Genomic DNA, 22823 nt, shown 5'->3' on the forward strand with positions numbered 1-22823 from the left:
TTTATCCGGCATCGCACGGCCGTCAAATGCTTTGCGATGCCATCCTGCCAGGAGACAAAGATGAAGTACTACCTCTGCAAATACATACCGCCGCGTGCCGATTTTCTGACAACGTTGACCGCCGCCGAGCGTGAATGGATGGGCCAGCATGGCGCTTTCTTAAACAGGCTACTCGATCAGGGCCTTATCGTCGCCCACGGCCCCGTCATTGACGATACGGGAGGCTACGGGGTGTCGCTTTACCAAATCGCCGACGATCAAGATATCGCTGCCCTCACATCGGAAGATCCGATCGTGAAGAATGGCGTCGGCCACTATGAGCATTACACCATGCTTAGTCTCAAGGCGCGTGGCTAATATTTCCGTCTCCCAACAGACATGCACGGCTCACCAACACGCCCTGCAGGTTATCGGCTGTGACAGCCTAACTTAGGAAAACACCATGAGTACCGCACTTATAACCGGAGCCTCCAGCGGCATCGGCGCCACCTATGCACGCCGTCTAGCCGCTCGCGGCCACGACCTTGTCCTGGTCGCTCGGGCGACCGACCGTCTGAACGGGCTGTCCGCCGAACTGCGTGACGCGTACGACGTTGGTGTCGAGGTGATCACTGCTGATCTGACCGACAGCGCTCAACTTGAACCGGTCCTGCAACGCCTTCGCGCGGACCCGCCGATCGACATACTCATCAACAATGCCGGCGCAGCGTTGAGCGGCGATTTCGCAGCCGCCGCCCCCGCAGATATGGACAAACTGATCCGGCTCAATGTTGTCGCCCCTACCTTGCTCACATCAGCTGTCATCGGCGGCATGGTCGCACGGGGGGATGGCGCGATCGTCAACATCGCATCCGTCCTGGCACTGCTGCCCGAATACGCGCACGGCGTCTATGCGGCAACGAAGTCCTATGTGATGACCCTGACGCAGAGCCTTGCGGCCGAAGTGGCTTCGAAAGGCGTTTATGTGCAGGCTGTGCTGCCGGCCGCCACGCGAACGGAAATCTACGATCGCGCCGGTGGCGACATCAACAACGTCCCAAACGTCATGGAGGTTGAGGATCTGGTGGATGCAGCACTCGTCGGGTTTGACCGCAAGGAACTGATCACGATCCCGCCAGTGCCTGACATTGCGGCCTGGGAGGCGTTCGAGCAGGCGCGTGGGATTCTCGCATCTGGCTTTAGCAATTCCCAGCCCGGGCCCCGCTACCGCCCCTGAACGAAGAGCGTCGAAGCCCAAATGTGGGGCGCCGCCGCGACTTAGCAAGCTGCACTTTAATCACCTTGAAGGGCCCAGCCTCGGCGTCCGGCTCTGAGGCTTCGTTGCGCTCACGCGTCTATTCGACATCCAAAGGAGAATTCGATGGCTTACAGAACCCTCAACCCCTTCACAGAGCAAAAAGTTCAAGAATTTCCCGAACATACCGACGCCGAAGTTGAGGCAGCGCTGGCCAAGGCACACGCTCTTTTCAAGTCTGACTGGTCCACCGGTGATCGCGCGCCCCGCCTTGCGATTCTCGACAAACTCGCGGGGTTGATCACCAAGAAACGCGACAGGCTTGCCAACACGATGGCCGAGGAAATGGGCAAGCCATTGCTCCAAGGCCAGATGGAGGCCGATCTATGTGCCGATATAGCACGGTATTATGCTGATCGAGCCACCGAGATGCTGAAGCCGCAGCCGGTCGACAGCAATGTCGGTGAAGGCTGGGTTGAGTTTCACCCAGTCGGCGTGCTGCTTGCGGTGGAGCCATGGAACTTCCCCATCTACCAGCTTATCCGTGTTGTCGCGCCGGCGATCGCGGTCGGCAATCCCGTGATCTACAAGCACGCCAGTATCGTGCCTCAATGCGCCGCCGTGTTTGCAGATTTGGTTCGTCAGGCCGGTGCACCCGAAGGCGCTGTGACCAACCTGTATATCTCTTCCGCGAAGGTTTCCGAACTGATCGCAGATGACCGGATCCAAGGTGTCGCTCTTACTGGCTCAGAGGGGGCCGGCAGCCAGGTCGGGGCGCGCGCCTCCGAGAAGCTGAAGAAATCAACCCTTGAATTGGGTGGAAGTGACGTTTTCGTGGTTCTTGACGATGCCGACCTCGGCAAGGCGGTTCAAAGTGCCGTTATCGGACGATTGGCCAATGCTGGCCAGACTTGCAGCGCAGCCAAACGCTTCATCGTCCAGCGCTCGATCGCGGACGTCTTTACCGACGCCTTTGTTGGGGCGATGCGCGGGGCAACCATGGGCGACCCGAAGGACCCGCAAACGCTCCTCGGGCCAATGGCCTCGCGTGAAGGGCTGGACGGGCTCAGCCGTCAGGTTGAGGAAGCAGTTGCGAACGGCGCGACCGTTCTGACTGGTGGCAAGCGCGCGGACTATACAGGATTCTTTTACGAACCGACGGTCCTGACCGATGTGAGCCCGGACAACCCCGCCTTCTATCAGGAGTTCTTCGGCCCAGTCGCACAGCTTTTCGTGGTCGACGACGACGATGCGGCGGTGGCGCTTGCCAATGACTCGAACTTCGGCCTCGGCGGGAGCATCTTTTCGGCGGATATCAAACGCGCGCGCAGAATGTCATCACGGATCGAGTCCGGCATGGTCTTCATCAACATGTGGACAACGTCGCGACCCGAGCTACCGTTCGGCGGGGTCAAGCGGTCTGGCTATGGCCGCGAACTCGGCGACGCCGGGATCAAGGAGTTTGTCAACCGCAAGCTGGTCGTTGTGAGCGCTGAGTAGGCCATCAAAGCCGCGTCAATCATGGAATGATGCCCAGGCTGATCAAATCCACGACGTCAAGCGTTGGTTCGCATGACTGCGAACCAACGCGCGGCAGCCGCGGCAGCGATAAAGCCTCAAACTGTCCGCCCCGAAACGGAAAGCAACCTTTCGGCGAAAACTTTCCCATCGATCTCGGAAATCGAAGCAACCAGCTGATTAATCCTGTCCCTACGGCCTGGCCAATCGCGATATTAATCGGGATCGGCCCTTCTCAGCGTTTGATTGTGGTTTTTTCAGAAAACCGGCTTCACTTTCGGAATCAAGCTCCGAGCGCGCTACCGGTCGACCATCGCCATGCCGCGTTCGCCATAGCGGGGGCCGGAGATTTTTCCTGGCGCGAGCGCCTCGTCGAGCGCGGCCATTTCGGCGGCGTCGAGTTTCAGGGAGGCGGCGGCGATGTTCTCCTCCAGATATTGTCTGCGCTTGGTGCCGGGGATCGGCACGATGTCGACGCCAAAACCGTTGCCCTTCCCAAGCACCCAGGCCAGTGCGATCTGTCCAGGCTTGACGCCCCGGGCAGCCGCGATGTCGCGCACCTTGGTGGCCGCTTCGACATTGGCGTCGTAGTTTTCGCCCTGGTAGCGCGGGTCGTTGCGGCGGTAGTCGCTCTCGGGATAGTCCTCGGCGCGCTTGACGTCGCCGGTGAGAAAGCCGCGGCCGAGGGGTGAGAACGGCACCAGGCCGATACCGAGCTTTTTGAGCAACGGGATGATCTCCGGCTCCAGGTTGCGTTCCCACAGCGAATATTCGCTCTGCAGCGCAGAGACTGGAAAGACGGCATGCGCCCGGCTTATGTTGGCGGCACCGGCCTCCGACAGTCCGAAGAAGCGCACCTTGCCTTGCGCGACCAGTTTGCCGACGGCACCGGCGACATCCTCCATCGGCACATCAGGGTCGACGCGGTGCTGGTAGAGCAGGTCGATATGGTCGGTGGCGAGCCGGCGGAGCGAGGCTTCGACAACCTCTCTGATATGTTCGGGCCGGCTGTCGACGCCGCCGACCTGCTTGCCGTTTTCGATGCGGAAGCCGAATTTGGTGGCGATCGTCACCTGGTCGCGCTTGCCCTTCAGCGCCCGGCCGAGCAGTGCCTCGTTGGTGTGCGGGCCATAGACCTCGGCGGTATCGAGGAAGGTGCAGCCAAGTTCGATGGCGCGGTGCAGCGTGGCGATGGATTCAGCCTCGTCGGCCGGACCGTAGGACTGGCTCATGCCCATGCAGCCGAGACCGATGGCAGAGACTTTCAGTCCCTGGCTGCCGAGTTTTCGTGTGGCGAGGGTCATTGTGGAGGCTCCGGTTGGGGTTTTGCCGCACCATATAGCGCGCGCGCTCAATTCCCAAAGGTGTTCGGAGCTGTCTCAATCGACTGTGATCGGGCGACTGTGATCGGGCGACTGTGATCGGGCAATGTGATCGAGGCGCGAGCCAGCGGGTCGGTCCCCGGCCGGAAAGCGGTCCGGCGTTTATTCACGTGTTGGAAGCGGCGCAGCGGTTAGGAGCCGGGTCAGAGCGGCACTACTGGATCGAGACCGGCTGTGAGAAGGCGGGCGCGCTGATTGCAGGTTCCTCAGCATCAATGCCATTTCCTGGCAGCGCCAACCCATTGCTCAAGGCGTCGAATTCGATTGCCGCGCCAAGCAGCTGGGCAGCCTGGAGAACTAGATACTCTATGTCCTCGAGGGCGACATTTTCGGCCAGATTTTGGACCCTGACCTGTTCGGCGGTCACCGTGATGTTGACGATGCCTGCCGTCTTGAATGCCCTCTGGACCGCTGAATTGACGTCATCGCGCAGGCGCTTGGAGTAATCGTACCGCATCGAAACCTCCCGAAGGGAACGGTTTTCTGTTCATGCGCCCGGCGCGCCGGCCTGGCAAGTGAAAATTTCATAATACCCAAATAAAATCAGTTAGTTAGGATAGTTACAGGAATGTGCATCAGGCATTCGATACGCATCCTGAGTTTGATGCGTGGAGCGCTCACTGGCAGGTCTTGACGCGTAATGAGCGCTATCCTAATTATAAGGTAAATGAGTTAGATACTAACTCACTGTATTTTTAGTCCTGAGCGAGGAGCGCGCACATGGCTGAACTCGAACGCCCCGAACGACTGCAGATCATGCTCACCACCGACGAATTGGCGGCGCTGGAAAACTGGCGCTTCGAAAAGCGCATGCCAAGCCGCTCGGCCGCGGTCAGGGAGCTGTTGCGGCGCGGTCTTTCCTCGGACGGATTCCTGACGGCCGAGCAAGGCGTCAAATCGCAGGAGTTCGGCGTGCTGCCTGACGATGAAGGTGCGAAGCCGGCCAGCCGATGAGGTGCTCGCGGGCATGATGCGCTGCCTCGTGGCGCATCGCCCGCAGCAATTCTTTTGCCGGCGATTGCCTTCATCCGCCAGCGCGCTAGCTAGTGGTGATGGCGGAATTCCGGGCGGTGATGACGGATACCAAGGGCAGTGACAGACTGGACACGCTCGCCGACGGGCGGCTCGCCGCGATTGTCGATTCCTCCTTCGATGCGATCATCAGCAAGGATTTGAACAGCATTATCACCAGCTGGAACATGGCGGCCGAACGCATGTTCGGCTACAGCGCCGAGGAGGCGGTGGGCCAGTCCATCCTCATGCTCATCCCCGACCACCTCAAAAGTGAGGAGACCGAAATCATCGGCAGGGTACGCGCCGGCGAGCGGGTGGCGAGCTATGAGACGACGCGAAGGCGCAAGGATGGAGCGCTTATCGCCGTCTCGCTGACGGTTTCGCCGATCAAGAACGCCGATGGCAAGATCGTCGGCGCCTCGAAGATCGCCCGCGACATTTCCGCCGCCAAGGAGAGCGAGCGCCGCATCAGGCTCTTGATGCGAGAGGTCAACCATCGCGTCAAGAACCAGTTCGCGGTCATCCTGTCGATGGTCAGGGAAACAAGCAAGCGCTCGAGCGACCCGCGTGAGTTCGAGGAACTGATCCGTGCCCGCATCATGGCGCTGTCGCGCTCGCACGATCTGCTCGTCACCTCGGAGTGGGCCGGCGCCAGTCTGTTCGACCTGATCCAGGAGCATTTGAAGCCGTTCGGCCGCGAGGAGCAGATCCTGCTTTCCGGCCCGGTGCTGACGCTGCAGTCGAATGCGGTGCAGAATCTCGGCATGGCTTTCCACGAGCTCGGCACGAATTCGTCCAAATATGGCGCGCTGGGCAGCGAAGACGGCCGGGTCGAGATCACCTGGACAATCAACTCCGGCGCCCAGGGTGCCGGCGTCAAGACTGCCGGTGCACAGGGTTCTGGCGTTTCGGGTGGGCGCGAGTTCCAGCTGCTCTGGAACGAGACATCCACGCCTCATCCCGCCGAGCAGCGCGACGAGACCACGCGCCAGGGGTTCGGTACCGTCGTCCTGAAGCGTGTGGCGCCGCAGTCGCTGGGTGGCTCTGCCGAGCTGGAGCGCTCGCCCGGCCGTCTCAACTGGCGCCTCAACGCGCCGCTGGCATCGATCATCGTGCCGCAAGCCGGCGTCGATGCCGATGCCGACGCCGCGCTGGGCTTCGGCATCTGAATGCCGCGTGGGCGGCGGGTTTTCCGCCGCCCCCGGCTTACCAGTCACCGATGATGCGGGAGATGCCTTTCGGCATCGACTTCTCCAAGGGTGAAGCTCTGGAAGCCCGGCATGAGCTGCCATATGGCTGCAAGGCCTATGATCACATAGGCCAGGCGGGCCAGCATGGCGCCCCCAAAGGCTGTGCCGATTACGTCATAGCCGGTCACACCCATTGACAGAAAGTTGAGACCGCCAAGGATGATGAGGGCGAGCGTGACGAGGTTCATGATGCGCATAAACGCCTCCTGATGTTGCCTGACAAAAAGACGTCTGCAAAAAAACGCTTGCCGTTTCAGACGGTTCCGTTGATCACGAAATTGTGAACAGCGGTTGCGGTGCGTGAATACGGCTCGGCCTACTCGACCAGTATGTGTGCCTCGCGCGCGGCCTCGATGAAAGCCTCCCTGGCGATATCGGCAGGCACGTCGCCGCTTGTCGCGCGGCGGCAGGCGCGCAACGCGGATTGATGTTTCAGGCTGCCGGCGTCGCGCCAGTGTGTCGTCAGCAATTCGATGGCCTGCTGTGTGTTGGACAGATTGCGGGTGGCACCGGCCACACCGACCGAAAACCACCACGGGTTTGGAAAACCAAGCTGTTTGCATTGGAACCTCGGCAGCGTGAGGACAATAACGCCCGCGTCAGCGCACAGTTCCATCTCCGCCGTCACTGTCGCGCGAGGCTGAGGGAGCTTGTCGGCGGCGAAGGCATCCGATGTGCCGCAGGCCCGCGGGCGCCGGTCCGTTCGATCGGAGCCGGCTTGATGGAACATTAGTCATCTCTAATAGTTATGTTTGTCAGCAGGGCAGGGGCATCCCCTGCTGAAGATCGGGTCTCCGATCGGCCCGCGCACCTCTGGCCGAGAGCGCGAGTTTTCGGCCCGACTTGGGGGCGGCCCGGCGCACACTTCGTTGGGAAAGCAGTGCGCCGGGCCTAGCCGGCGTGGGGCGGCTGCCGGCTGATTGTTATATGCGGTATTGCTAATATAGCTGAAGCATTCAAATGAAGGAGGTGAGAGCCATCGATGTCTGAAAAGCCGGCCACAACCTATGTTGTGAGCGTCTTTGAAAAGCCGATGTGGCGTACGGTCTTGACCACGAAGGACAAAACCAAGGCTTTCGCCCTCGCGAAAGAGATTGGCGACAAGGTGCGGGTCGAGGAGATCACGCCGAAACCAAAGGAGCGCTGAGGCGCCCGCCAGGGACCGGCCTCGGAACATGAGCCGGCGCCGACAGTTGCTTTTGCGGCAGGGGTTCCAACGCCCCGGCAAGTCCCGCGATCCCTAAGGGCGCGCCTGCCGCCGCCATGAATGGGGCGGAGGGTCTCTACCCCGCCAAGCCTGATCCACCCATATATTGCGATTGGCTAAAGTAACGGAACGTCCAATGGACGATACCGGAACCAAAGCGGTTACGTCAGACCTTTGCGTGGAGCGCCTAAGACCTTGGTCCCAATAGGAAAAGCCCGCCACAGGAGCGACCTGCGGCGGGCTTTTCAAGTGGCTACATCCCAAAGGAATCGACCGCTTGTGGTGGTACTGTGAACCAAGTGACCGCGTTGGCCTATGGTGTGATCGCGGAAGCCAGGCCCAGGACCCGGATTACAAATACGGTGGGGCGCTTGCGAAGGCGGCGATCCGCGAATCCGTTCAGGCAATTCGCAGACGTTTGTTCAGTGGGTATTCGGCAGAAAGGCAGATTTGGAATCCAGCGATCTGGTTTTTCTGGTTCCCGCTCATGGGCTCGAACCACGATTCACGCCTTCAAAGGGCGCTGTCCTACCATTAGACGAAGCGGGAGAAGCTCGGATGGTTATGCCGTCAGTACGGCGAGGCGTCAATTCGGGAAGTTGTTGACCGGCTCTTCGCAGCGGTAAACCGGGCAGTGCCCATCGCGGGCCGGGATATAGGCTGACATCGGCACTTCCGGCCAGTCGCATTCATTGCCGAACTGCCTGACATAGCGGTCATAGGTGTTCGGGCCGGTGGTCAGCACCACAGCGCGATGGCTCTGGATCATGGCCTGGATCCCGGCGCAGCTGATGCTGCGGCTGTCGGGCCGGGCCTCGGCCAGACCGGTCGCCGCAAGCACGGTGGCCAAGGTTATCGACAGGATTCGAAGGCGAGCGGACATGACGGTTCTCTTGGTTTTGACGCAGCCTCATTGTTCCACAAAACCCGCCACCTGTCCGCCGGTTCCGCGACAGCCGGCGCGTTGCGCAGGGCAAGACGCAACCAAACCACGTGTCGCGCATTGCTGGTCATGGACAGTAGGAAGCCTTACGAAACGCCGCAATGGTGGCCCGGAAACGAAGACCGCGAAGCCATGTGCTGTTCCTTCTGCGGCGGCCGCGACCACCGCTACGAGGCGTGCCCGCAAAGGACCGATCCGCCTGTTCCTCCGACCGACAAGGGCGAGGGGACATCCCGCTGACCCGGGCGCCGGCCCGTCAGGACCGTTTCCATGGCGCCTCCGCTACGCATAGCGGCCGAGGCGTCATGCCGCCGGGACAAGGGGCCAACCCTTTTTGTCGCCAATAGAGGGGCCGGGGCGCCGGCCGGCGGTCACGATCAGCGGACCAGCAGGCCGGCGTGATCGCAGAGCGCCGTGAAGGCCTCCTGTGCCTGAGCCGTGCCGTCCTTGTTTTCCAGCGCCGCCTCGATCTTTTCGCGCGCGGCCTGGTAGAAAGGGCCGCGGCTGGCATGCGGCCAGTCGATCAGGATTTCACTGGCGTCCTGAAGGGTCGCCACTTCGCGGATCGTGTCCGAGCCATGCGGCTTGATCCGCATCGGTGTCGACAGCATCACATCGGCCATTGGATTTCCCGCTATTGGAGGATGTGGGCTTCGCGTGCGGCGTCGATCATCGCCCGCATCGCCTTTTCCGGCGGCGTCCAGCCGTCCAGTGCATCGCGACAGCAACGCAGCGCCGCCTGGTATCGCCGGCCTCGGCCGGCCGGCCAGTCGCCGAGGCATTCCAGCCCCTCCCAGGCGCTGCGCACCACGCGCTCGCGCTCGGGGGCAAATTTCAGGCGGATCGGTCGGGGGAACATCTTGTCGTTCAACTGAAGTCTCCGTGGCATGCCGCCCCAGGAGTGAACAGCGGTTGTGAAACAACGCACTCGCAAGGGGCGCCGGATAACGCCGCCGGCAGGGGAGGGTTCCGGACCCGGAAGATCAATTTTCAATCGTGGGCGACGGCGTCCGACAAAGGTCTCGGCGGCGGCGGAACGGCGTCTTCCGACGTTGGCCGGTCAAGGGACCGGTCATGCTCGAACTGTTCGGTGCCGGGCAAGGCATGCAGCCAGGTCTCGCGGCGGCTGGTCCACAATTCGTATTGCGGCTCCAGGTCGGTCGGCGCGACGTCGAGGCTGCCGAGCATCACCTCGACCTCATCATCGCCGATCCAGGCGACGCGGCCGCCGCAGGTCGGGCAGAAGCTGCGCGTGCCATAGCTGGCGACTTCGCCCGATGTCTCGAAGGCATCGCGCGGCCAGATGGCGAAGGCTGAATAGACCGAGCCGCTCGCCTTGCGGCAGTCCTTGCAATGGCAGAGGCCGACCCGTATCGGCTGGCCGGTGACGACGAACTGCACGCCGCCGCACAGGCAGCTACCGGTCCTGCGTGTGGTGTCGGACATGATCGCGGCCCTCCCTCGGTCTGGCTCTTGTCAGTCTGGCACGCTACGGGCGGGGGCTCATCTGCCATTTCGTTGGCCAGAAACCAGGAAAAGACATCCTGTCCATCGTACCGCCGAGCCCGGCTGGCAGCACCAACCGGGCCGACGCGGCCCGCAGCATCCTTCAACGCCATAACGGCGAAATGGTTGCGGCTCGCGGCTGCTATCCGCGCGCGGCCATGTGGTTGTCGAGCTTCTTGCGCGACGGGCCATAGCGCTTGATGATGGTCTGGGCTTCGCTCTGCGGGATGCCGTATTTGCGCGCGAAGGCGGCGACCTCGTAGGTCTCCTCGCTCGAAACCAGCTTGCGGTCCTGCTTGATCTTGGATTTATCGTCGGGCATGGCGGACCTCGCTTTCTGTGAGCCGCACGGTCGTGCGGACATCGCTATATAGGATGCCGCGATCAGACATAACAGCGATCGGCGCTACTGGTTCCATGGCAGATGGCGGACAGAAGCCTGCCCGACGCGGATTGCAGGCTTTCAGGCCGATGCAGGGGCCAGGCCGGCGCCGTGCTGGTCGGTCTCGCCGCAATCGGCGCAAGGCGCGCTGGCGCCGGGACAGCCGCGCTGGTGGGTGCCGGCAGGACAGCAAAGGCCGTTGGAGCGTGTCCAGCGCGGGCATTGGAAAACCTGCCCGGTGCCGCCGCAACCGCTGCACTCGAGGACCGGAGACCCGACCATATAGGACATCGTCCCGAACTTGACGCTCGCGCCCAAAACCCAACCCACCCAAATTGCTGCACAGGACGGACCTGTGCATTAGCCCCAGCTAACGATACCACGTTGCTGGTTACGGACAAGTTTCAGGATCATTAATTGTTCGTGAACGCCTCGGCCCAAGGCCCGGCACCGACCTCAGGCTGGCGTCAGCCGCCTGGCGGCGAGGTACATGAGCGCCGACGCGGCCTGGCCGCGATCCCAGCCGGCGGCCTCGACCTTGTCGAGCAGCGCGTCGAGGTGGGGGACGAGCATCTCCCGGCAGTGCTGTCCATAGGCGGCGCTCATCGCCGGATGCTGCGGCGCGCCGATGGTCAAGGCCTTGGCCATGTTTGATTCCCTCCCCGTGGGCGAGAGCGATCATACCATCAGCCGGCAAACCGAAATAATCCGATTTCACCGGCGCGGGAGCGCCGCGCCGACAGCGCCAAGGCGGAAGCCGAGGCCAGCGACCGGACTTCGGGAGGGATCATGCTCTCGGTTCAAAAAGCTCGACGACGTTGCCGGACGGATCCTCGCAAAGGATCTGGCGGCCGCCGGGGCCGTCGATGATCTCGTTGCGGAACGGCACGCCGGCCTCGCGCATCCGGGCGGCCAGCGCCGGCAGGTCCTCCACCTCCAGCACGATGCGGTTCCATCCGCCCGGTTCCGGCGTCCGGCCATCCGGCATCGGCCTCGCCGCCGACGCCATCGGGCCGGCAAGCCAGAGCGTCAGGTCGTCGCGCCTGAGGATGGCCATCGCCGGACCGAACTGCTGCTGCAGCACGAAACCCAGATGCTTCGTGTAAAATGCTATCGCCAACTCGACATCGCTGACGAGATACCGGACCGTCGCCATATGCTGGCTCTCCTCATAAACTGATCAAGCGCCCCTTTGTGAGGGTAGCTTTCGGGGCAGGTCGCGGCAAGGTTTCAGGCCCGGCGACGGCGTCCTGTCCGTGCGCGCCGGACCGGTGCCGATATCCAGAGCTCCATCGCTATCGTGCAAAAAATTCCAGGCCGGTGTCGGAACTGCGCAGGGTCGCTCGTCCTTGGGTCGACATCCATTGCAAACCCTGGAGAGACAGCATGCCGGACATCACTCAATCGCCGTGGCAGACCGCGGCCCTTCTCATCGCCCGCCTGATCTTCGCCGCCGTCTTCCTGATGGCGGTGACCTTCAAGTTCATGGGCATGGGTGCCACCGCGGGCTTCATCGCCGCCGCTGGCTTTCCCTTCCCGCTCTTCCTCGCCTGGTGCGCGGCGATCCTGGAGGTGGCGCTGGTGCTGTGTTTCCTGAGCGGCGCCTTCTTCACCCAGGCGGCTCTCGTCGCGGCGGCCTATGTGCTGTTCCTGGGCTTTGCCTTCCACGGCCCCAGCCACTGGGCCGGTAACCAGGCCGAGTTCGGCTTCTTCGTCGACCATTTTTCGTTCCTGGCCGGCCTGCTCTTCGCCGCCGTCCACGGACCGGGACGGACGCTGGCGCTGAACCTGGGCTGGCCGGGCAGGGCGTGAGGCTGGCCTCACAACTGGTCGTTATAGGGTTCCTTCATCTGGCCGACCATGCGGGCCAGTTTCGAGAATGACGGCATGTCGGCCTCCGGCTGGCACTGGTTGGCAAGCTCAAGCAGCCGGATCGGAAAATTGACGGCGTCGCGGCTCGACGCCGACATGCCGTTGGACCGCTCCTCACCGGTTTCACTGGCCTCGGCCTTGCGCAGCGCAATGTCGATCTCCTCCGATGTCAGCACCCCCTTGCGAACCAGCACGTGGTTGATCGATGCGACGGCCATCAGCAGGCCTTCGAGTTGCAGATTGGCGACGTTCATGGCGATTGCTCCCTCCATTGACCAAAACTAAAACGCGCCAGCGGCGTTTCCGATCCGAGGGCAGGCGTTTGGCCAGCTCGCGGACGTCTTGCCCGTCGGTCGCGAGCCTCGCCGCGATGCCTTGCGTGCGAAAAGAGACTATGATCGCCAGGGCCGGGTGCGAAGCAGGGAGGTCGTTTTGCGTCTTGTACTAGCCTTTGGTTTTGCCGTGGCGATGACGACGGCCGCGTCCGCCGACATGGCGATGAACTTCGAATGGGGCCCGACGGTCAAGTGTTTTGATCCGAAGTCGCCGCCGATCACGCTTTCCGGCGTTCCCGCCGGGACGAAGACGCTGGCGTTCAAGATGGTCGATACGGACGCGCCCGACTTCAAACATGGCGGTGGCACCGTGGTCTTCGGCGGCCAGAAAACCTTGCCCTATGGAGCCTTCAGCTATCGCGGACCCTGTCCGCCCAGGCCGCATATGTACGAGATATCGGTGAAGGCGCTCGATGGCAGCGGCAAAACCATCGCGACGGCAAAAGCGCGACGACGTTTTCCGTGACGCTATCGGGTAATGGCGCGGATGAAGCCGGATTCCACCTTTCGGGACCGTGCTCTATTCCTGCGTCAGGCGCTCGCCATATTCGCGCCACACCGCCTTGACCTCCAGGCTGCCGAGGCGCGGGATCGAGGGATCGCCGCAATGTATGGCCACGGCGCTGATGTCGTAGTTGGGGTAGGCGTTGGCGACGAAGCGGATCGCGTCGCCGAGCGAGTTGACGCGGATCACCGGGTCAGCCTGGCCCTGGCCGGTGCTGCGCACACCGGAAACCGAGGCTGGAGCATGCCGCATCCTGAACACGGATGCCATGGCTGGTCTGTCCATCGTCCTCTCCTAAAAGGCCGTGCGACGCGAATCATTCCATGAGCTTCAGCTGATGATCCCACAGCTGCCGGTCGATGAAAAGCCGGCTAGGCAATGCAGGTTTCGGATGGTCTGATGTCGCCGATCCGATTGTCGGGTGAGGGCCGTTGTGCTATGATTTTGCCCATGGTGTTGATTTGCGCCGATGACCCGCCGCGAGGCGGGTTTTTGTTTTTTCAGCTTCCCCTCAAGCGATGCCGGTTGCGTCTCCGCATTGGTGCCGAAAGATGGAATAGGAATTTTTTCTTAGAAAATCGTTGACCGGGTGAGGGCAGCCATGCTACATATTTGTCCATGGTGCTGATTTGCGCCAGCGACCCGCCGCCGAGGCGGGTTTTGTTTTTCTGGCGCCTTGTCTGGTGACGGCGCTGAGACTGCCGATTTTGAACGCTGGCGGGACAGCGCCCCCTCTGTCCTGCCGGACATCTCCCCCACGAGGGGGGAGATCAGCAGCTTCGGCGCAGCGCCTTTCCTGCAACGTCTGTGATTGGCGAAAGCCGGGATGACAGCCGATCTCCCCACCTGTGGGGGAGATGTCCGGCAGGACAGAGGGGGGCGCCGTAGAGCGCGACCTTTGCGAGAATCCAATGACCCAACGCTACGCCACCATCATCACCGACGATGACGGCCGTGAGGTCGTCAGCGCCATTGGCGCGTTCGAGGGCGCGGCGCCCCAGCCGCGTCTTGGCCGGGTCGAGTTGGTCGCGCCCGGCGTGTTGATCGGCATGGTGCGGGACGCGGCCGGTGGCTTTGGTTTTCCGCAAGCCGGCATCGGCGGCCACGCCATCGGTCTCGTCTTGGCGCGTCTCAGGGCGCAGGCCAGCGTGGCAAAGCGCGTCGGTGCGCCAAAACCTGCCGCGACCTCAAAGCCGAAGCGCAGCAAGAGGGCAAAGAAGAAAACCGTCCGTAGACGGAAGCCGGCCGGATCGGCGCCGAAGGCGGGCAAGGCGGCCAGCGATGCCGCTGCTACGGTGATGGACCAGGTCGATGGCTGATGACACCGCCGCCGGGCCGGTACGCCGCAAGGCGAGGCCGACGAGGCGCAAGCCCGTTCGTGAGGCTGCCGCGCAGGCGCCCCGTCCGAAACGGACGAAGAAGACGCTGGGCGATGATTTTTTGGCCGCCGTGCGCGCGGACTTCCGCGCGTATGGCGCCGGCGTCATCGCCGAGGTGCGGGCCGACAAGCCGGACCAGTATCTGAAGATCGTGCTGTCGGTTCTGCCCAAAGATTTCGATGTCGCCATCAACCATCTGGATGCCCTGAGCGATGAAGAGATCCGCAGCCGTATCCGCAGCCTCGAAGCCGTCGTCAAACCGTTCCTCGAAGAGCCCGCCGATCACCGCGAAGACGGAATACCTGGCGCTGCTGGCGGAGCTTGACCGCCGAAGACGCGCCAACCAGTTGGCGGCCTACAAGCCGTATCGGCGCCAGGCTGAATTTCACGCGGCAGGAGCGGTCAACCGCGAAAGGCTGTTCATGGCCGGCAACCAGCTTGGTAAGACCAGGGCCGGCGGCGCCGAATGGGCGATGCACCTGACCGGCCGCTATCCCGCGTGGTGGCAAGGCAAGGTTTTCGACACGCCCGTGCGGCTGTGGGCTGCCGGCGTCACCGGCGAGGGCACGCGCGACAACCCGCAGCGCGTGCTGGTCGGCCCGCCGCAGCAGCAGGCGGCCTGGGGCACCGGCATGATCCCGGCCGATGCTATTCGTCACACCATCATGGGCCGCGGCGCGCCCGGCGCCCTCGACAGCGTCGTCGTGCGCCATGGCGGTGGCGGCGACGTCCAGGCCGGCGAGAGCGTGCTGTCCTTCAAGAGTTTCGAGAAGGGCCGCGAGAAATGGCAGGGCGAGACGCTGCACGGCGTCTGGTTCGACGAGGAACCGCCGCTTGACATCTATTCCGAAGGCCTGACCCGCACCAATGCGACCGGCGGGATTACGATCGTCACCTTCACGCCGCTGCTTGGCATGAGCGATGTGGTGCTGCTGTTTTTGTCGGCGGGGGAGGTGGAAAAGTTGGCGAAGGGGTGAACCGCCGCGAAACCATGATTTGCAATGCCGCTTTTGCAGCAACCGGTGGTCGAGTAGCGTCCGGCGCGACGTTCGAGGTCTGACATGCGCCAAATCGCAAAACTGCTCCTGCTCTCTGCCCTGCTTTCAGCCTGCACCGGAAGCGGCGATTGGCGCGCCGATGCAATCACCGCCGCCGAAGGCAAGATGCGCAGTCTGGTGAGCGATCCTTCCGCCACATTCTCACATGTCCAGCTTACCGGCGACAGTTCATCCGGCCAGACCTGCGGCGTCATCACCGCCAAGGTTGGCACCTTCACCAAGGAGGCGCGCTTCATCGTCTATATCGACAACACCGCCGGTCCGTTTGTCGAGCCGGGCATGGGCCAGTCCATGTCTCGGGCCGACTTCGACTGGGCCTGGAAGAATGATTGTTTGAACGAGGGGTATAAGAGCTAAGTGGGTCTGGTAACTCGGGTTCTGAACTTGTTCACTCCGTCTCCCGCGCCACCATCCGATCGAGGTTTTCGTTCAGCCGCCTGAGCAAACCCAGCAGCGTCGCCACTTCATCTTCGCTGAAACCTGCCAGCGCCCGTTCCGAGCCTTCATGCAGCGCCTCGCGCGCGGCGGGCCACACCAGGACTTGCTCAAGCAGCGCCGCCCCGTGACGTTCGCATCGGCTGATCAGGCCTGGGCGTCAAAAAAGCTGATTGAAGTCGAATTAGGGGTATTGGCTGCCCGCAAGCTGTCTGGCGCGGGCCTTGGGATCGGTCGCTTTCCGGGTGAGCGGTTGGCACCATATCCTTTCGTCACCGGAAATCGGATTGAACCAGACATTGCATACTTTGTTCGGTGTGTCCGGGGCACAAACTTTGTGTTGGTACCCGTGGAGATCGTACATCTTGCAAGTCTGCTTACTTGTATCATATGGAACGTTCGATTGGCATGCTGATGCACTGGCTGCAATGGCCACAACGATTGCTATGCGGATCATGTATCTCCCCCGAGTCATCAGCTACTTCGCATTGATGAACAGTATTATCAATGGCAATAGCTCGTCACGGCAGGTAATTAGGGCAGGCTCATATGTCCCGTCACGTCACCTTCATGACCATCGACGATGCCGCGCATTATTCGCCCGAAGAACGCGCGGCGATCGTTGCCGCCTATCCCGCGCATGAGCGCGAGGCGCGCGCCCGGGGCATTCCGGTGCTGGGCTCGGGCCGCATCTTTCCGGTGGCCGAGGCGTCGATCGCCTGCGCGCCGTTCCGGCTACCAGGCTACTGGCCGCGCATCGGCGCGCTCGATTTCGGCTGGGACCATCCTTCCGCCGCCGTCGAGCTCGCCTGGGATACGGAGGCCGATGTCGTCTATGTCACAAAAGCAGTGCGGGCCTCCCAGCAGACGCCGGCGATGCAGACGCTGACCCTGAAACCCTGGGGCGAATGGCTGCCCTTTGCCTGGCCACGCGACGGCCGCCGCGAGACGCTGGAAGGGGCGGGCGTGGCGCTGGCCAAACAATATTCAGCGCACGGGCTGAACATGCTGTCGCGCCATGCGCAGTTCGCCGACGGCTCCGTCTCGGTCGAGGCCGGGCTGATGGAAATGCTCGACCGCATGCAATCCGGCCGCTTCAAGGTGTTTTCGACGCTGACCGACTGGTTCGAGGAGTTTCGGCTCTACCATCGCAAGGACGGCCAGGTTGTAAAACTGCGCGACGACCTGATGGCGGCGACACGCTATGGCGTGATGATGCTGCGCGAGGCGGTGGTCGATCCGGCGGAGTTCAAGGCGGCGCGGCGGCCGGCGGGGCAGAGCGACCCGCTGGGGGCGTTTCGGTGAGGGGTCTAGCATTGCGGGCGGAAGGGCTTCAAGACTCGAGGGAATTGCCGACCTGAAGCGGGGAGGCACTCGTATATGGAGCGGAGTGGCGGCGATCGGATAACTGCCGGAGTCTACCAGGCAAACGAATCGTAAATTTCCAGGAACGTGTGGGCTGTCAAGACTGTTTATAAATGCGTGAACGGATAAGGTGAGGCGATCGAACGCCAGAGGGAGAGCATCTATGGCCAGGCAATCGACATTTGTGGATTCAGCAGGTTTGCACGGAGCGCGGGCCTATGCGGCGGAGCGGCTGTCGTCCGTATCGAGTGTCAAGATAGCCGGTTCGAAGGGGGAAGTGACGCTAACTGTCTCCACAAAAGGGGGCCGGATAGTCACGTCGCATACAGAACGGGGTGGGGGGAATGCCAGCAAGGACAAAGCTGTACACAAAAAATGACTGGCTGAGGGAAGCGGTTATTACCCCGAGTGCAACGCTCGGGGTTGAAAAATACAGGGACCAGTCGAGACGCGACTTCGCGCGCCTGATTCATTGCCCGTCATTCCGTCGCCTGCAGGGCAAGACACAGCTATTCCCTTCTCATGAGAGTGATTTTTTCCGAAACCGGCTGACGCACTCTTTAGAGGTTGCGCAGATAGCAAAATCTATCGCTATCCGAATTAACAGCACTGACCCCTTCTTCAAGCGAAACCCGCTCAACCTTGATATGGTGGAGTTCGCTGGGCTGGCGCATGACCTAGGGCACCCGCCGTTCGGCCACAACGGGGAGGCGACGCTGGACAGGCTCATGCTCCGGCACGGCGGGTTTGAGGGGAACGCGCAAACACTGAGACTCATCGCTAGGATCGAAAAGAAAACCACTACAGAGTTCCCAAGCGCATCCCGAGGCCCTCGGGCTGTGGATCCGGCGTCCCTAACCGACCTAAGGCTTGGGTTAAACCTAACTTATCGATCCCTTGCGTCAATCCTAAAGTATGACCGGGTTATACCGCAAACCGAAGCGGCCCGCGTTACTCAAGGCTCGGAAAAGAAACCGGTCAAAGGATACTATGCGTCGGAAGGAAAACTGGTCGAACGAATCAAGGCGCACGTAGCGCCAGACTTCGGTGAGAAATTTCGAACGATTGAATGCCACATCATGGATGTTGCGGACGACATCGCATACTCGACCTACGACATTGAGGACGCCTTCAAAGCCAATTTTCTGACCCCGCTGGCTATGATGGCGAAGGACGACGAGTTCAAGGAAAAAATTGCCGCCAAAGTACGCGAAAGCCTGGCGACAAAGCTTCCAGGCGCGTCTGGTGTGGATGCCTCGTTTACGGTTTCCGACGTCAACGATATTCTGGGCGAGATATTCAAACCACTTCTTCAATTCAATGACGCTACGCTCAAGAAGCTGAATGAAGGCGCCACCGAAGCAGAATTATCTTTCCTAATTGGCACCCACACCTCAGCAGGGTCTCAAGCCTTAGCTGAGAAGGGATATCTTCGAACCTCGTTCACCTCAGATTTGGTTGGGCGATTTATCCGCGGGGTCAACGTGACCCCAATTCCCTCCTGCCCATCTATGTCATCGGTGCAGCTCGATGTGGACACCTTCAAAAGCGTAGAGACCCTTAAGCATTTCGCGTTTGAACTCTTGATCGTTTCCCCCATGTTGAAGATAGCGGAGAAGCGCGGAGACCAGATAATAAAGACGCTGTTCGAGTGCTTCATGGGAGACCGAAGTCTGCTGCCAACCGACTGGAGAGAACTCTACGGAGCTATTGACAGTGAGCCTTGGCAAGCTCGCGTGGTCTGTGACTACATATCCGGGATGAGCGACCGCTACTGTGTCGAAATGTATGCTCGGATCACCAGCGAGAATCCGATCACAATTTGGAAGCCACACTAACGGGATTGTTACGGCCACTGGGCCTTATTTTGCGTTTCCATTGCGACTCAGCTCTAGTCCCTCAAGGAGGGGCTAATATGACTGCTGAAATTGCAATATTGAACAAAATGGCTGTTGCTCTTGCGACCGATAGCGCGGTCACCATTTCGGCAGGCAGCGAAGAGCAAAAGATCTATGACTCTGCTGACAAGCTATTCGATCTATGCGGCCCCACGCCGATCGGTGTGATGATTTACCACGGCATGCAGTTCATGCAGGCCCCGCTGCCGATGCTGATTGCAGACTACAGGCAGCGCTATCAAGAGTTCGATCGGCTTCCAGCCGCGGGTTTTGACCTTCTTCGGTTCCTCTGTGAGTGGGGCGCGAAATCTCCGAAGAAGGTTCTTGAGGCTTCTCTATCGAACATGATCGAACCGGTCCTGGACCGAATTAAGGGACGCGTGCAGGAGAAATTGGAAAAGTTGGTCAACGCGCCGCCGCTAGCTCAGCAAGACGATTTCATGAAAAATCTTCGGGCTGTTTTTGAAGAATCGGTAGCATTGTTCGAGCGCATTCTCGCAAAACGGCCGGACGGGAAATTCTGGGCCCGGACGGCTCCAAAGGCCCTCCGGCCATTGGCGATGCCGAGATGGCGACCATGACTTCGATAGTGGCAGCGAATTTCCACGGCGAGTCCGAGGCGATGATAGCCCGACTTGTTGGTATCGCGAGAAACGCGGTCCTGAAAGATTGGCTGTCCGGGGGCGAGACCGGTGTCGTGGTAGCCGGATTCGGGAAGAAGGATATCTTTCCGAGTCTTGCTTCGTTCGAGATTGACGGCATGGCCTTCGGCCGTCTGAAATATATCGAGACGAACACGGTCGACATCGATCGCGACGGGGATCGTGCCCGCGTTATACCTTTTGCCCAAAAGGAGATGGTCGAGCGCTTCCTTTACGGGTTGGACGAAGGCATCGAGCGTTACATCATGCAGTTCTGCATAAACACGGTGCCGTCCATCAGCACGCACATTTTGGCTAACCTCGAAATGAGCGAAGAGGATAAAGCGGCGCTCGGCGCGAAGGCAGAGCAGGCGCAGAACGCCTTTTTAGGCGAACTTGCAAATTCTACCTTTGCTGACATACGGTCGCAGTCAAAGTCCGCTATTGAAGATATGGTGGAATTCATGCCAAAGCCGGAGCTGGCCACGATGGCCGAGGCATTGGTGAACCTGACGTCGATAAAGAGGAAGGTTTCGAGGGGGATGGAAACCGTCGGCGGCCCGATAGACGTGGCTGTCATATCCAGGGCAGACGGCTTCATCTGGGTCAAGCGAAAGCACTATTTCGTTCCCGAGTTGAACCCAAGGTACGTCAGTCGCGTTCAGCACCAACCATCTCGTAGGGAGAACAGTCATGAATCGCAGCCAGATCCAAGACCCAATCGCCCGGCGAAAGCTCGATCACCTCGCCGATCGGCTGAATGAGCCAAATTCCCACGAACTGAATGCAGCAATCGACAAAACCAAAAAGAAGATTGCAGCGGCGTTTTCTGATACAAAGAAGGTCCAAGCGACCTTCAAAACCGTGCATTCGAAGGAGCAGCCGGCTGGCTGATTAGGACTTAGGCACCTTTGCTAATTGAGCCGGACGGCGCTGGGCCTGGCTGCGCTGTCCCAACTCCTACTCCACGATCTTCCAGTACGAATCCTTGCGGATCACCTTGCCGTCGCGAAACGTGTAGAAGTCGCAGCCGTGGACTTCCTTTTTCACGCCCTCGCGGGTGGTGCCGGTGAGGAGCCATTTCGACATGCCGGTGTCGGCTGCCTCGTCCGCAAAATGCTCTGATTTGCCGTAGTGGACATCGGGCAAGCCTTCAAAGCGGGACGCCAGCGCTGCTCGTACGTCTGCTTTGCCCTCGAGACGAGAACCCCAGGGCTTGCTTCCTCTCGGCATCTCCAGAACGCAATCGTCGGCAAAAAACGCCATGATGCGATCGAGATCGTGGGCGTTGAAGGCTTCGCATAGCTCCGTCAGTGTCGATCGAATGTCCATTCCCGCCTCCGTCGACCCGGATGGTCGATACTCGTTCGTGCGCGTTCCGAAGTAGGTCATTGGCGACTTGGTCGGTCAAGGCCGCCGAGACCCCACCCAAGGCGGGAAGTGCACCACGATGGCCTCGCCCATGACCCTCCGCATCATTCCCGCCACTTTGCGCGACCTCTCCTACATCGCCGCCAACCTCCGCCCCGAAGACCGCGCCGAGATCGACTGCCAGCTTGACCATTGGTCGCCGGCGCTGCTGGCGCTCACCGCATTGCAGGGCTTTGCCTATGTCGCCGAGCTGGACGGCAATCCGGAGGCCGGGTTTGGCGCGGCCGAGCAGCGCGGCGGGCTGTGGATCGCCTGGAGCTGGGGCACGCGCCGGATGAAGCGCTGCGTGCCCGGGATCACCGAATTCTTTCACGCCGTGCTTGGACCTCGGGTCGCGGCGCGCGGCGCCTGGCGGAATTACGGTGGCACTATTATCGGTTACCCATGGGATTGGAGCGAACCTCCTCACTGCGGCGTGGAAAACAGCGCAGTGTCACTGTAATTCACACTCGCACCTTAATTTGTAGTTCGCTTCAGTGAGGACTGGCCGCGGACTAGATGCCGACCGGGTCCACGCCGCCCTTGGCTGTTAGCTCCTTGATGGCTGCGGTGACCGAGGCGGCATCCCATTTGCTGTTGGTCGACAGGATGTCATCCCTCACACGCTTGGCATCGAACATTCTTGGTTCGTCGGTTGGTGGCAGCCGATCCAGGTGGCGCATTACCGTGTCGATCAAGTCCTGGGGGAAGTCCATCCGTGGGTTCTCCTCGTTTGATTGAGTATAGCACGAGTGACCTGCTTTGACCCCCCACATCGTCCCTGCCACACTGCGCGATCTCTCCTAAATCGCCGCCAATCTGCGCCCCGAAAACCGCGCCGAGATCGATTGCCAGCTCGACCAGTGAATTTCCAACATTCTTGAGTTCCGGACCTGGTTGGTTTCGCCCAAGTCGCCAAACCCACGATATTGCGCGGCCTCTTTCAGAATGAGGCGTATGATGATCCGTTAGGTTTCGACAGCAAGGGAGGAACAAATGCCAATCGGAGCAGCGGTGGAGTACCTGCATAAGTTGCGCAGAGAGGCGATCCATGCGGAAGCAGGCAACGTGAAAGGGATTACGCGTCATTTGCAGCTGAACATTGGGAAGTCGCGCGACCTTTTGGAAACGAGCCAGGCAACGGATGCAGCTCTGGCTCACCTGCTGGAGGCAGGCAACGCGCTCATTTGGGAACTCGCGCCTATTTCAAAACAAACAGCTGCGCTGAGGAAGGACAAGATCTCTGGCTTAAGGCACGCCTTTGAAACGGCGTTAAACATGGCCATTGAGGAAGTCAGAAAGGCGAAGCCAAAAGCCTAGACTGGCACGGCCTCTGAACCGCCTTCAAGGGGCGGGACGCCTACCGGTTCGTCATCCTCGGGCTTGACCGCCTTGACCCGGGGATCCATTCCGCGACATCAGCCGACGAACGGAATTGCCGTGACAGTGCACTCATTCTCTGATGCGACTCCGCTTCTCGAAGTCCGCT

34 protein-coding genes and 1 tRNA gene are annotated in these 22823 nt (G+C 61.0%); 18 read left to right on the forward strand and 17 right to left on the reverse strand.

The genetic code is table 11. From position 1 onward, the window contains the following. The first annotated feature begins 60 nt into the window (after nucleotides 1-60). The 3 genes from AC0V8S_RS16520 (at nucleotide 61) to AC0V8S_RS16530 (ending at nucleotide 2734) form a co-directional block, all read left to right on the forward strand. Nucleotides 61-357 (forward strand): YciI family protein, encoded by a 297-nt coding sequence (locus tag AC0V8S_RS16520; RefSeq protein WP_475438383.1) that lies wholly within the window; start codon nucleotides 61-63, stop codon nucleotides 355-357. Between the two features lie 85 nt (nucleotides 358-442). Next, nucleotides 443-1216, forward strand: coding sequence for an SDR family NAD(P)-dependent oxidoreductase (locus AC0V8S_RS16525; protein ID WP_475438384.1), 774 nt, complete (start codon nucleotides 443-445; stop codon nucleotides 1214-1216). Between the two features lie 144 nt (nucleotides 1217-1360). After that, nucleotides 1361-2734, forward strand: coding sequence for an NAD-dependent succinate-semialdehyde dehydrogenase (locus AC0V8S_RS16530; protein WP_475438385.1), 1374 nt, complete (start codon nucleotides 1361-1363; stop codon nucleotides 2732-2734). 317 nt (nucleotides 2735-3051) lie between these two features. Here AC0V8S_RS16530 and AC0V8S_RS16535 read toward each other — a convergent pair whose 3' ends face one another. Together AC0V8S_RS16535 and AC0V8S_RS16540 are read right to left on the reverse strand one after the other, a co-directional pair. Next, nucleotides 3052-4056: an aldo/keto reductase gene (locus AC0V8S_RS16535; protein WP_475438386.1), complete on the reverse strand. Its 1005-nt coding sequence runs from the start codon at nucleotides 4054-4056 to the stop codon at nucleotides 3052-3054. Between the two features lie 232 nt (nucleotides 4057-4288). After that, nucleotides 4289-4591 carry a hypothetical protein gene (locus AC0V8S_RS16540; protein ID WP_183461217.1) on the reverse strand — a complete coding sequence of 101 codons (303 nt, stop codon included), beginning with the start codon at nucleotides 4589-4591 and terminating at the stop codon, nucleotides 4289-4291. 263 nt (nucleotides 4592-4854) lie between these two features. Between AC0V8S_RS16540 and AC0V8S_RS16545 the strand changes: the two genes are divergently transcribed. Then, nucleotides 4855-5088: a hypothetical protein gene (locus AC0V8S_RS16545; protein WP_183461214.1), complete on the forward strand. Its 234-nt coding sequence runs from the start codon at nucleotides 4855-4857 to the stop codon at nucleotides 5086-5088. 119 nt (nucleotides 5089-5207) lie between these two features. Then, entirely contained in the window at nucleotides 5208-6317 is a 1110-nt protein-coding gene (locus AC0V8S_RS16550; protein ID WP_475438387.1) for a PAS domain S-box protein, read from the forward strand. A gap of 44 nt (nucleotides 6318-6361) precedes the next feature. Here AC0V8S_RS16550 and AC0V8S_RS16555 read toward each other — a convergent pair whose 3' ends face one another. Together AC0V8S_RS16555 and AC0V8S_RS16560 are read right to left on the reverse strand one after the other, a co-directional pair. Then, nucleotides 6362-6595 (reverse strand): DUF378 domain-containing protein, encoded by a 234-nt coding sequence (locus AC0V8S_RS16555; protein WP_183461203.1) that lies wholly within the window; start codon nucleotides 6593-6595, stop codon nucleotides 6362-6364. Nucleotides 6596-6714: 119 nt separating this feature from the next. Then, nucleotides 6715-7128 carry a DUF982 domain-containing protein gene (locus tag AC0V8S_RS16560; protein WP_475438388.1) on the reverse strand — a complete coding sequence of 138 codons (414 nt, stop codon included), beginning with the start codon at nucleotides 7126-7128 and terminating at the stop codon, nucleotides 6715-6717. Nucleotides 7129-7380: 252 nt separating this feature from the next. On the opposite strand from AC0V8S_RS16560, the gene AC0V8S_RS16565 reads away from it, so the two are divergent. Beyond that, nucleotides 7381-7545: a hypothetical protein gene (locus AC0V8S_RS16565; protein WP_183461200.1), complete on the forward strand. Its 165-nt coding sequence runs from the start codon at nucleotides 7381-7383 to the stop codon at nucleotides 7543-7545. Between the two features lie 535 nt (nucleotides 7546-8080). Here the strand turns inward: AC0V8S_RS16565 and AC0V8S_RS16570 are convergent. From AC0V8S_RS16570 to AC0V8S_RS16605, 8 genes are all read right to left on the reverse strand, one after another. Then, nucleotides 8081-8154: transfer RNA gene (locus tag AC0V8S_RS16570), tRNA-Gln, on the reverse strand. A 37-nt stretch (nucleotides 8155-8191) separates the two neighbouring features. Then, a complete protein-coding gene (locus AC0V8S_RS16575) occupies nucleotides 8192-8488 on the reverse strand; it encodes a hypothetical protein (protein ID WP_475438389.1) in 297 nt (98 codons plus the stop codon). Between the two features lie 437 nt (nucleotides 8489-8925). Then, nucleotides 8926-9171: a DUF982 domain-containing protein gene (locus AC0V8S_RS16580; RefSeq protein ID WP_475438390.1), complete on the reverse strand. Its 246-nt coding sequence runs from the start codon at nucleotides 9169-9171 to the stop codon at nucleotides 8926-8928. 11 nt (nucleotides 9172-9182) lie between these two features. Then, nucleotides 9183-9419 (reverse strand): DUF982 domain-containing protein, encoded by a 237-nt coding sequence (locus AC0V8S_RS16585; RefSeq protein WP_095205020.1) that lies wholly within the window; start codon nucleotides 9417-9419, stop codon nucleotides 9183-9185. A gap of 119 nt (nucleotides 9420-9538) precedes the next feature. Next, nucleotides 9539-9994: a GFA family protein gene (locus tag AC0V8S_RS16590; RefSeq protein WP_475438391.1), complete on the reverse strand. Its 456-nt coding sequence runs from the start codon at nucleotides 9992-9994 to the stop codon at nucleotides 9539-9541. A 202-nt stretch (nucleotides 9995-10196) separates the two neighbouring features. Next, nucleotides 10197-10376 (reverse strand): DUF3606 domain-containing protein, encoded by a 180-nt coding sequence (locus AC0V8S_RS16595; RefSeq protein ID WP_027052489.1) that lies wholly within the window; start codon nucleotides 10374-10376, stop codon nucleotides 10197-10199. Between the two features lie 516 nt (nucleotides 10377-10892). Next, nucleotides 10893-11084: a hypothetical protein gene (locus AC0V8S_RS16600; RefSeq protein ID WP_475438392.1), complete on the reverse strand. Its 192-nt coding sequence runs from the start codon at nucleotides 11082-11084 to the stop codon at nucleotides 10893-10895. Nucleotides 11085-11223: 139 nt separating this feature from the next. Beyond that, nucleotides 11224-11592 (reverse strand): VOC family protein, encoded by a 369-nt coding sequence (locus AC0V8S_RS16605; RefSeq protein WP_475438393.1) that lies wholly within the window; start codon nucleotides 11590-11592, stop codon nucleotides 11224-11226. 230 nt (nucleotides 11593-11822) lie between these two features. Here AC0V8S_RS16605 and AC0V8S_RS16610 point away from each other — a divergent pair, with 230 nt between their 5' ends. Then, nucleotides 11823-12248, forward strand: coding sequence for a DoxX family protein (locus AC0V8S_RS16610; protein WP_475438394.1), 426 nt, complete (start codon nucleotides 11823-11825; stop codon nucleotides 12246-12248). Between the two features lie 8 nt (nucleotides 12249-12256). On the opposite strand, the gene AC0V8S_RS16615 is transcribed toward AC0V8S_RS16610, so the two are convergent. Next, nucleotides 12257-12562: a hypothetical protein gene (locus tag AC0V8S_RS16615; RefSeq protein WP_010910423.1), complete on the reverse strand. Its 306-nt coding sequence runs from the start codon at nucleotides 12560-12562 to the stop codon at nucleotides 12257-12259. A 178-nt stretch (nucleotides 12563-12740) separates the two neighbouring features. Here AC0V8S_RS16615 and AC0V8S_RS16620 point away from each other — a divergent pair, with 178 nt between their 5' ends. Next, nucleotides 12741-13109 carry a phospholipid-binding protein gene (locus AC0V8S_RS16620; RefSeq protein ID WP_244661773.1) on the forward strand — a complete coding sequence of 123 codons (369 nt, stop codon included), beginning with the start codon at nucleotides 12741-12743 and terminating at the stop codon, nucleotides 13107-13109. A 54-nt stretch (nucleotides 13110-13163) separates the two neighbouring features. Here the strand turns inward: AC0V8S_RS16620 and AC0V8S_RS16625 are convergent, their stop codons facing one another. Continuing rightward, entirely contained in the window at nucleotides 13164-13433 is a 270-nt protein-coding gene (locus AC0V8S_RS16625; RefSeq protein WP_475438395.1) for a hypothetical protein, read from the reverse strand. 626 nt (nucleotides 13434-14059) lie between these two features. Here AC0V8S_RS16625 and AC0V8S_RS16630 point away from each other — a divergent pair. The 4 genes from AC0V8S_RS16630 to AC0V8S_RS16645 all read left to right on the forward strand — a co-directional run bounded on the left by AC0V8S_RS16630 (nucleotide 14060) and on the right by AC0V8S_RS16645 (nucleotide 15942). Continuing rightward, a complete protein-coding gene (locus AC0V8S_RS16630; RefSeq protein WP_475438396.1) occupies nucleotides 14060-14467 on the forward strand; it encodes a hypothetical protein in 408 nt (135 codons plus the stop codon). After that, nucleotides 14460-14852 (forward strand): hypothetical protein, encoded by a 393-nt coding sequence (locus AC0V8S_RS16635; RefSeq protein ID WP_183461144.1) that lies wholly within the window; start codon nucleotides 14460-14462, stop codon nucleotides 14850-14852. The genes AC0V8S_RS16630 and AC0V8S_RS16635 overlap by 8 nt, the downstream gene beginning before the upstream one ends. After that, on the forward strand, nucleotides 14740-15504 hold the full coding sequence (locus AC0V8S_RS16640) for a terminase large subunit domain-containing protein (protein WP_475438397.1): 765 nt from the start codon (nucleotides 14740-14742) through the stop codon (nucleotides 15502-15504). Before AC0V8S_RS16635 ends, AC0V8S_RS16640 begins: the two co-directional genes overlap by 113 nt. Before the next feature lie 84 nt (nucleotides 15505-15588). Further along, entirely contained in the window at nucleotides 15589-15942 is a 354-nt protein-coding gene (locus AC0V8S_RS16645; RefSeq protein ID WP_096447815.1) for a hypothetical protein, read from the forward strand. Nucleotides 15943-15973: 31 nt separating this feature from the next. On the opposite strand, the gene AC0V8S_RS16650 is transcribed toward AC0V8S_RS16645, so the two are convergent. Beyond that, nucleotides 15974-16120 carry a hypothetical protein gene (locus AC0V8S_RS16650; protein WP_475438398.1) on the reverse strand — a complete coding sequence of 49 codons (147 nt, stop codon included), beginning with the start codon at nucleotides 16118-16120 and terminating at the stop codon, nucleotides 15974-15976. A gap of 449 nt (nucleotides 16121-16569) precedes the next feature. Between AC0V8S_RS16650 and AC0V8S_RS16655 the strand changes: the two genes are divergently transcribed. The 4 genes from AC0V8S_RS16655 (at nucleotide 16570) to AC0V8S_RS16670 (ending at nucleotide 20688) form a co-directional block, all read left to right on the forward strand. Further along, on the forward strand, nucleotides 16570-17325 hold the full coding sequence (locus tag AC0V8S_RS16655; protein ID WP_475438399.1) for a phage terminase large subunit family protein: 756 nt from the start codon (nucleotides 16570-16572) through the stop codon (nucleotides 17323-17325). Nucleotides 17326-17729: 404 nt separating this feature from the next. Then, entirely contained in the window at nucleotides 17730-19223 is a 1494-nt protein-coding gene (locus tag AC0V8S_RS16660) for a deoxyguanosinetriphosphate triphosphohydrolase family protein (RefSeq protein ID WP_475438400.1), read from the forward strand. 77 nt (nucleotides 19224-19300) lie between these two features. Next, nucleotides 19301-19864 carry a hypothetical protein gene (locus AC0V8S_RS16665; RefSeq protein WP_475438401.1) on the forward strand — a complete coding sequence of 188 codons (564 nt, stop codon included), beginning with the start codon at nucleotides 19301-19303 and terminating at the stop codon, nucleotides 19862-19864. Next, a complete protein-coding gene (locus AC0V8S_RS16670) occupies nucleotides 19852-20688 on the forward strand; it encodes a hypothetical protein (RefSeq protein WP_475438402.1) in 837 nt (278 codons plus the stop codon). Before AC0V8S_RS16665 ends, AC0V8S_RS16670 begins: the two co-directional genes overlap by 13 nt. A gap of 196 nt (nucleotides 20689-20884) precedes the next feature. Here AC0V8S_RS16670 and AC0V8S_RS16675 read toward each other — a convergent pair whose 3' ends face one another. Next, on the reverse strand, nucleotides 20885-21256 hold the full coding sequence (locus tag AC0V8S_RS16675) for a nuclear transport factor 2 family protein (RefSeq protein ID WP_475438403.1): 372 nt from the start codon (nucleotides 21254-21256) through the stop codon (nucleotides 20885-20887). A 130-nt stretch (nucleotides 21257-21386) separates the two neighbouring features. Between AC0V8S_RS16675 and AC0V8S_RS16680 the strand changes: the two genes are divergently transcribed. Then, complete coding sequence (locus tag AC0V8S_RS16680; RefSeq protein ID WP_475438404.1) at nucleotides 21387-21797, forward strand: hypothetical protein; 411 nt, start codon at nucleotides 21387-21389, stop codon at nucleotides 21795-21797. Between the two features lie 52 nt (nucleotides 21798-21849). On the opposite strand, the gene AC0V8S_RS16685 is transcribed toward AC0V8S_RS16680, so the two are convergent. Beyond that, a complete protein-coding gene (locus AC0V8S_RS16685) occupies nucleotides 21850-22050 on the reverse strand; it encodes a hypothetical protein (RefSeq protein WP_475438405.1) in 201 nt (66 codons plus the stop codon). A 280-nt stretch (nucleotides 22051-22330) separates the two neighbouring features. Between AC0V8S_RS16685 and AC0V8S_RS16690 the strand changes: the two genes are divergently transcribed. Then, entirely contained in the window at nucleotides 22331-22654 is a 324-nt protein-coding gene (locus AC0V8S_RS16690; protein WP_095203833.1) for a hypothetical protein, read from the forward strand. Nucleotides 22655-22823 lie beyond the last annotated feature (169 nt).

It is taken from the genome of Mesorhizobium oxytropidicola (assembly GCF_056174625.1).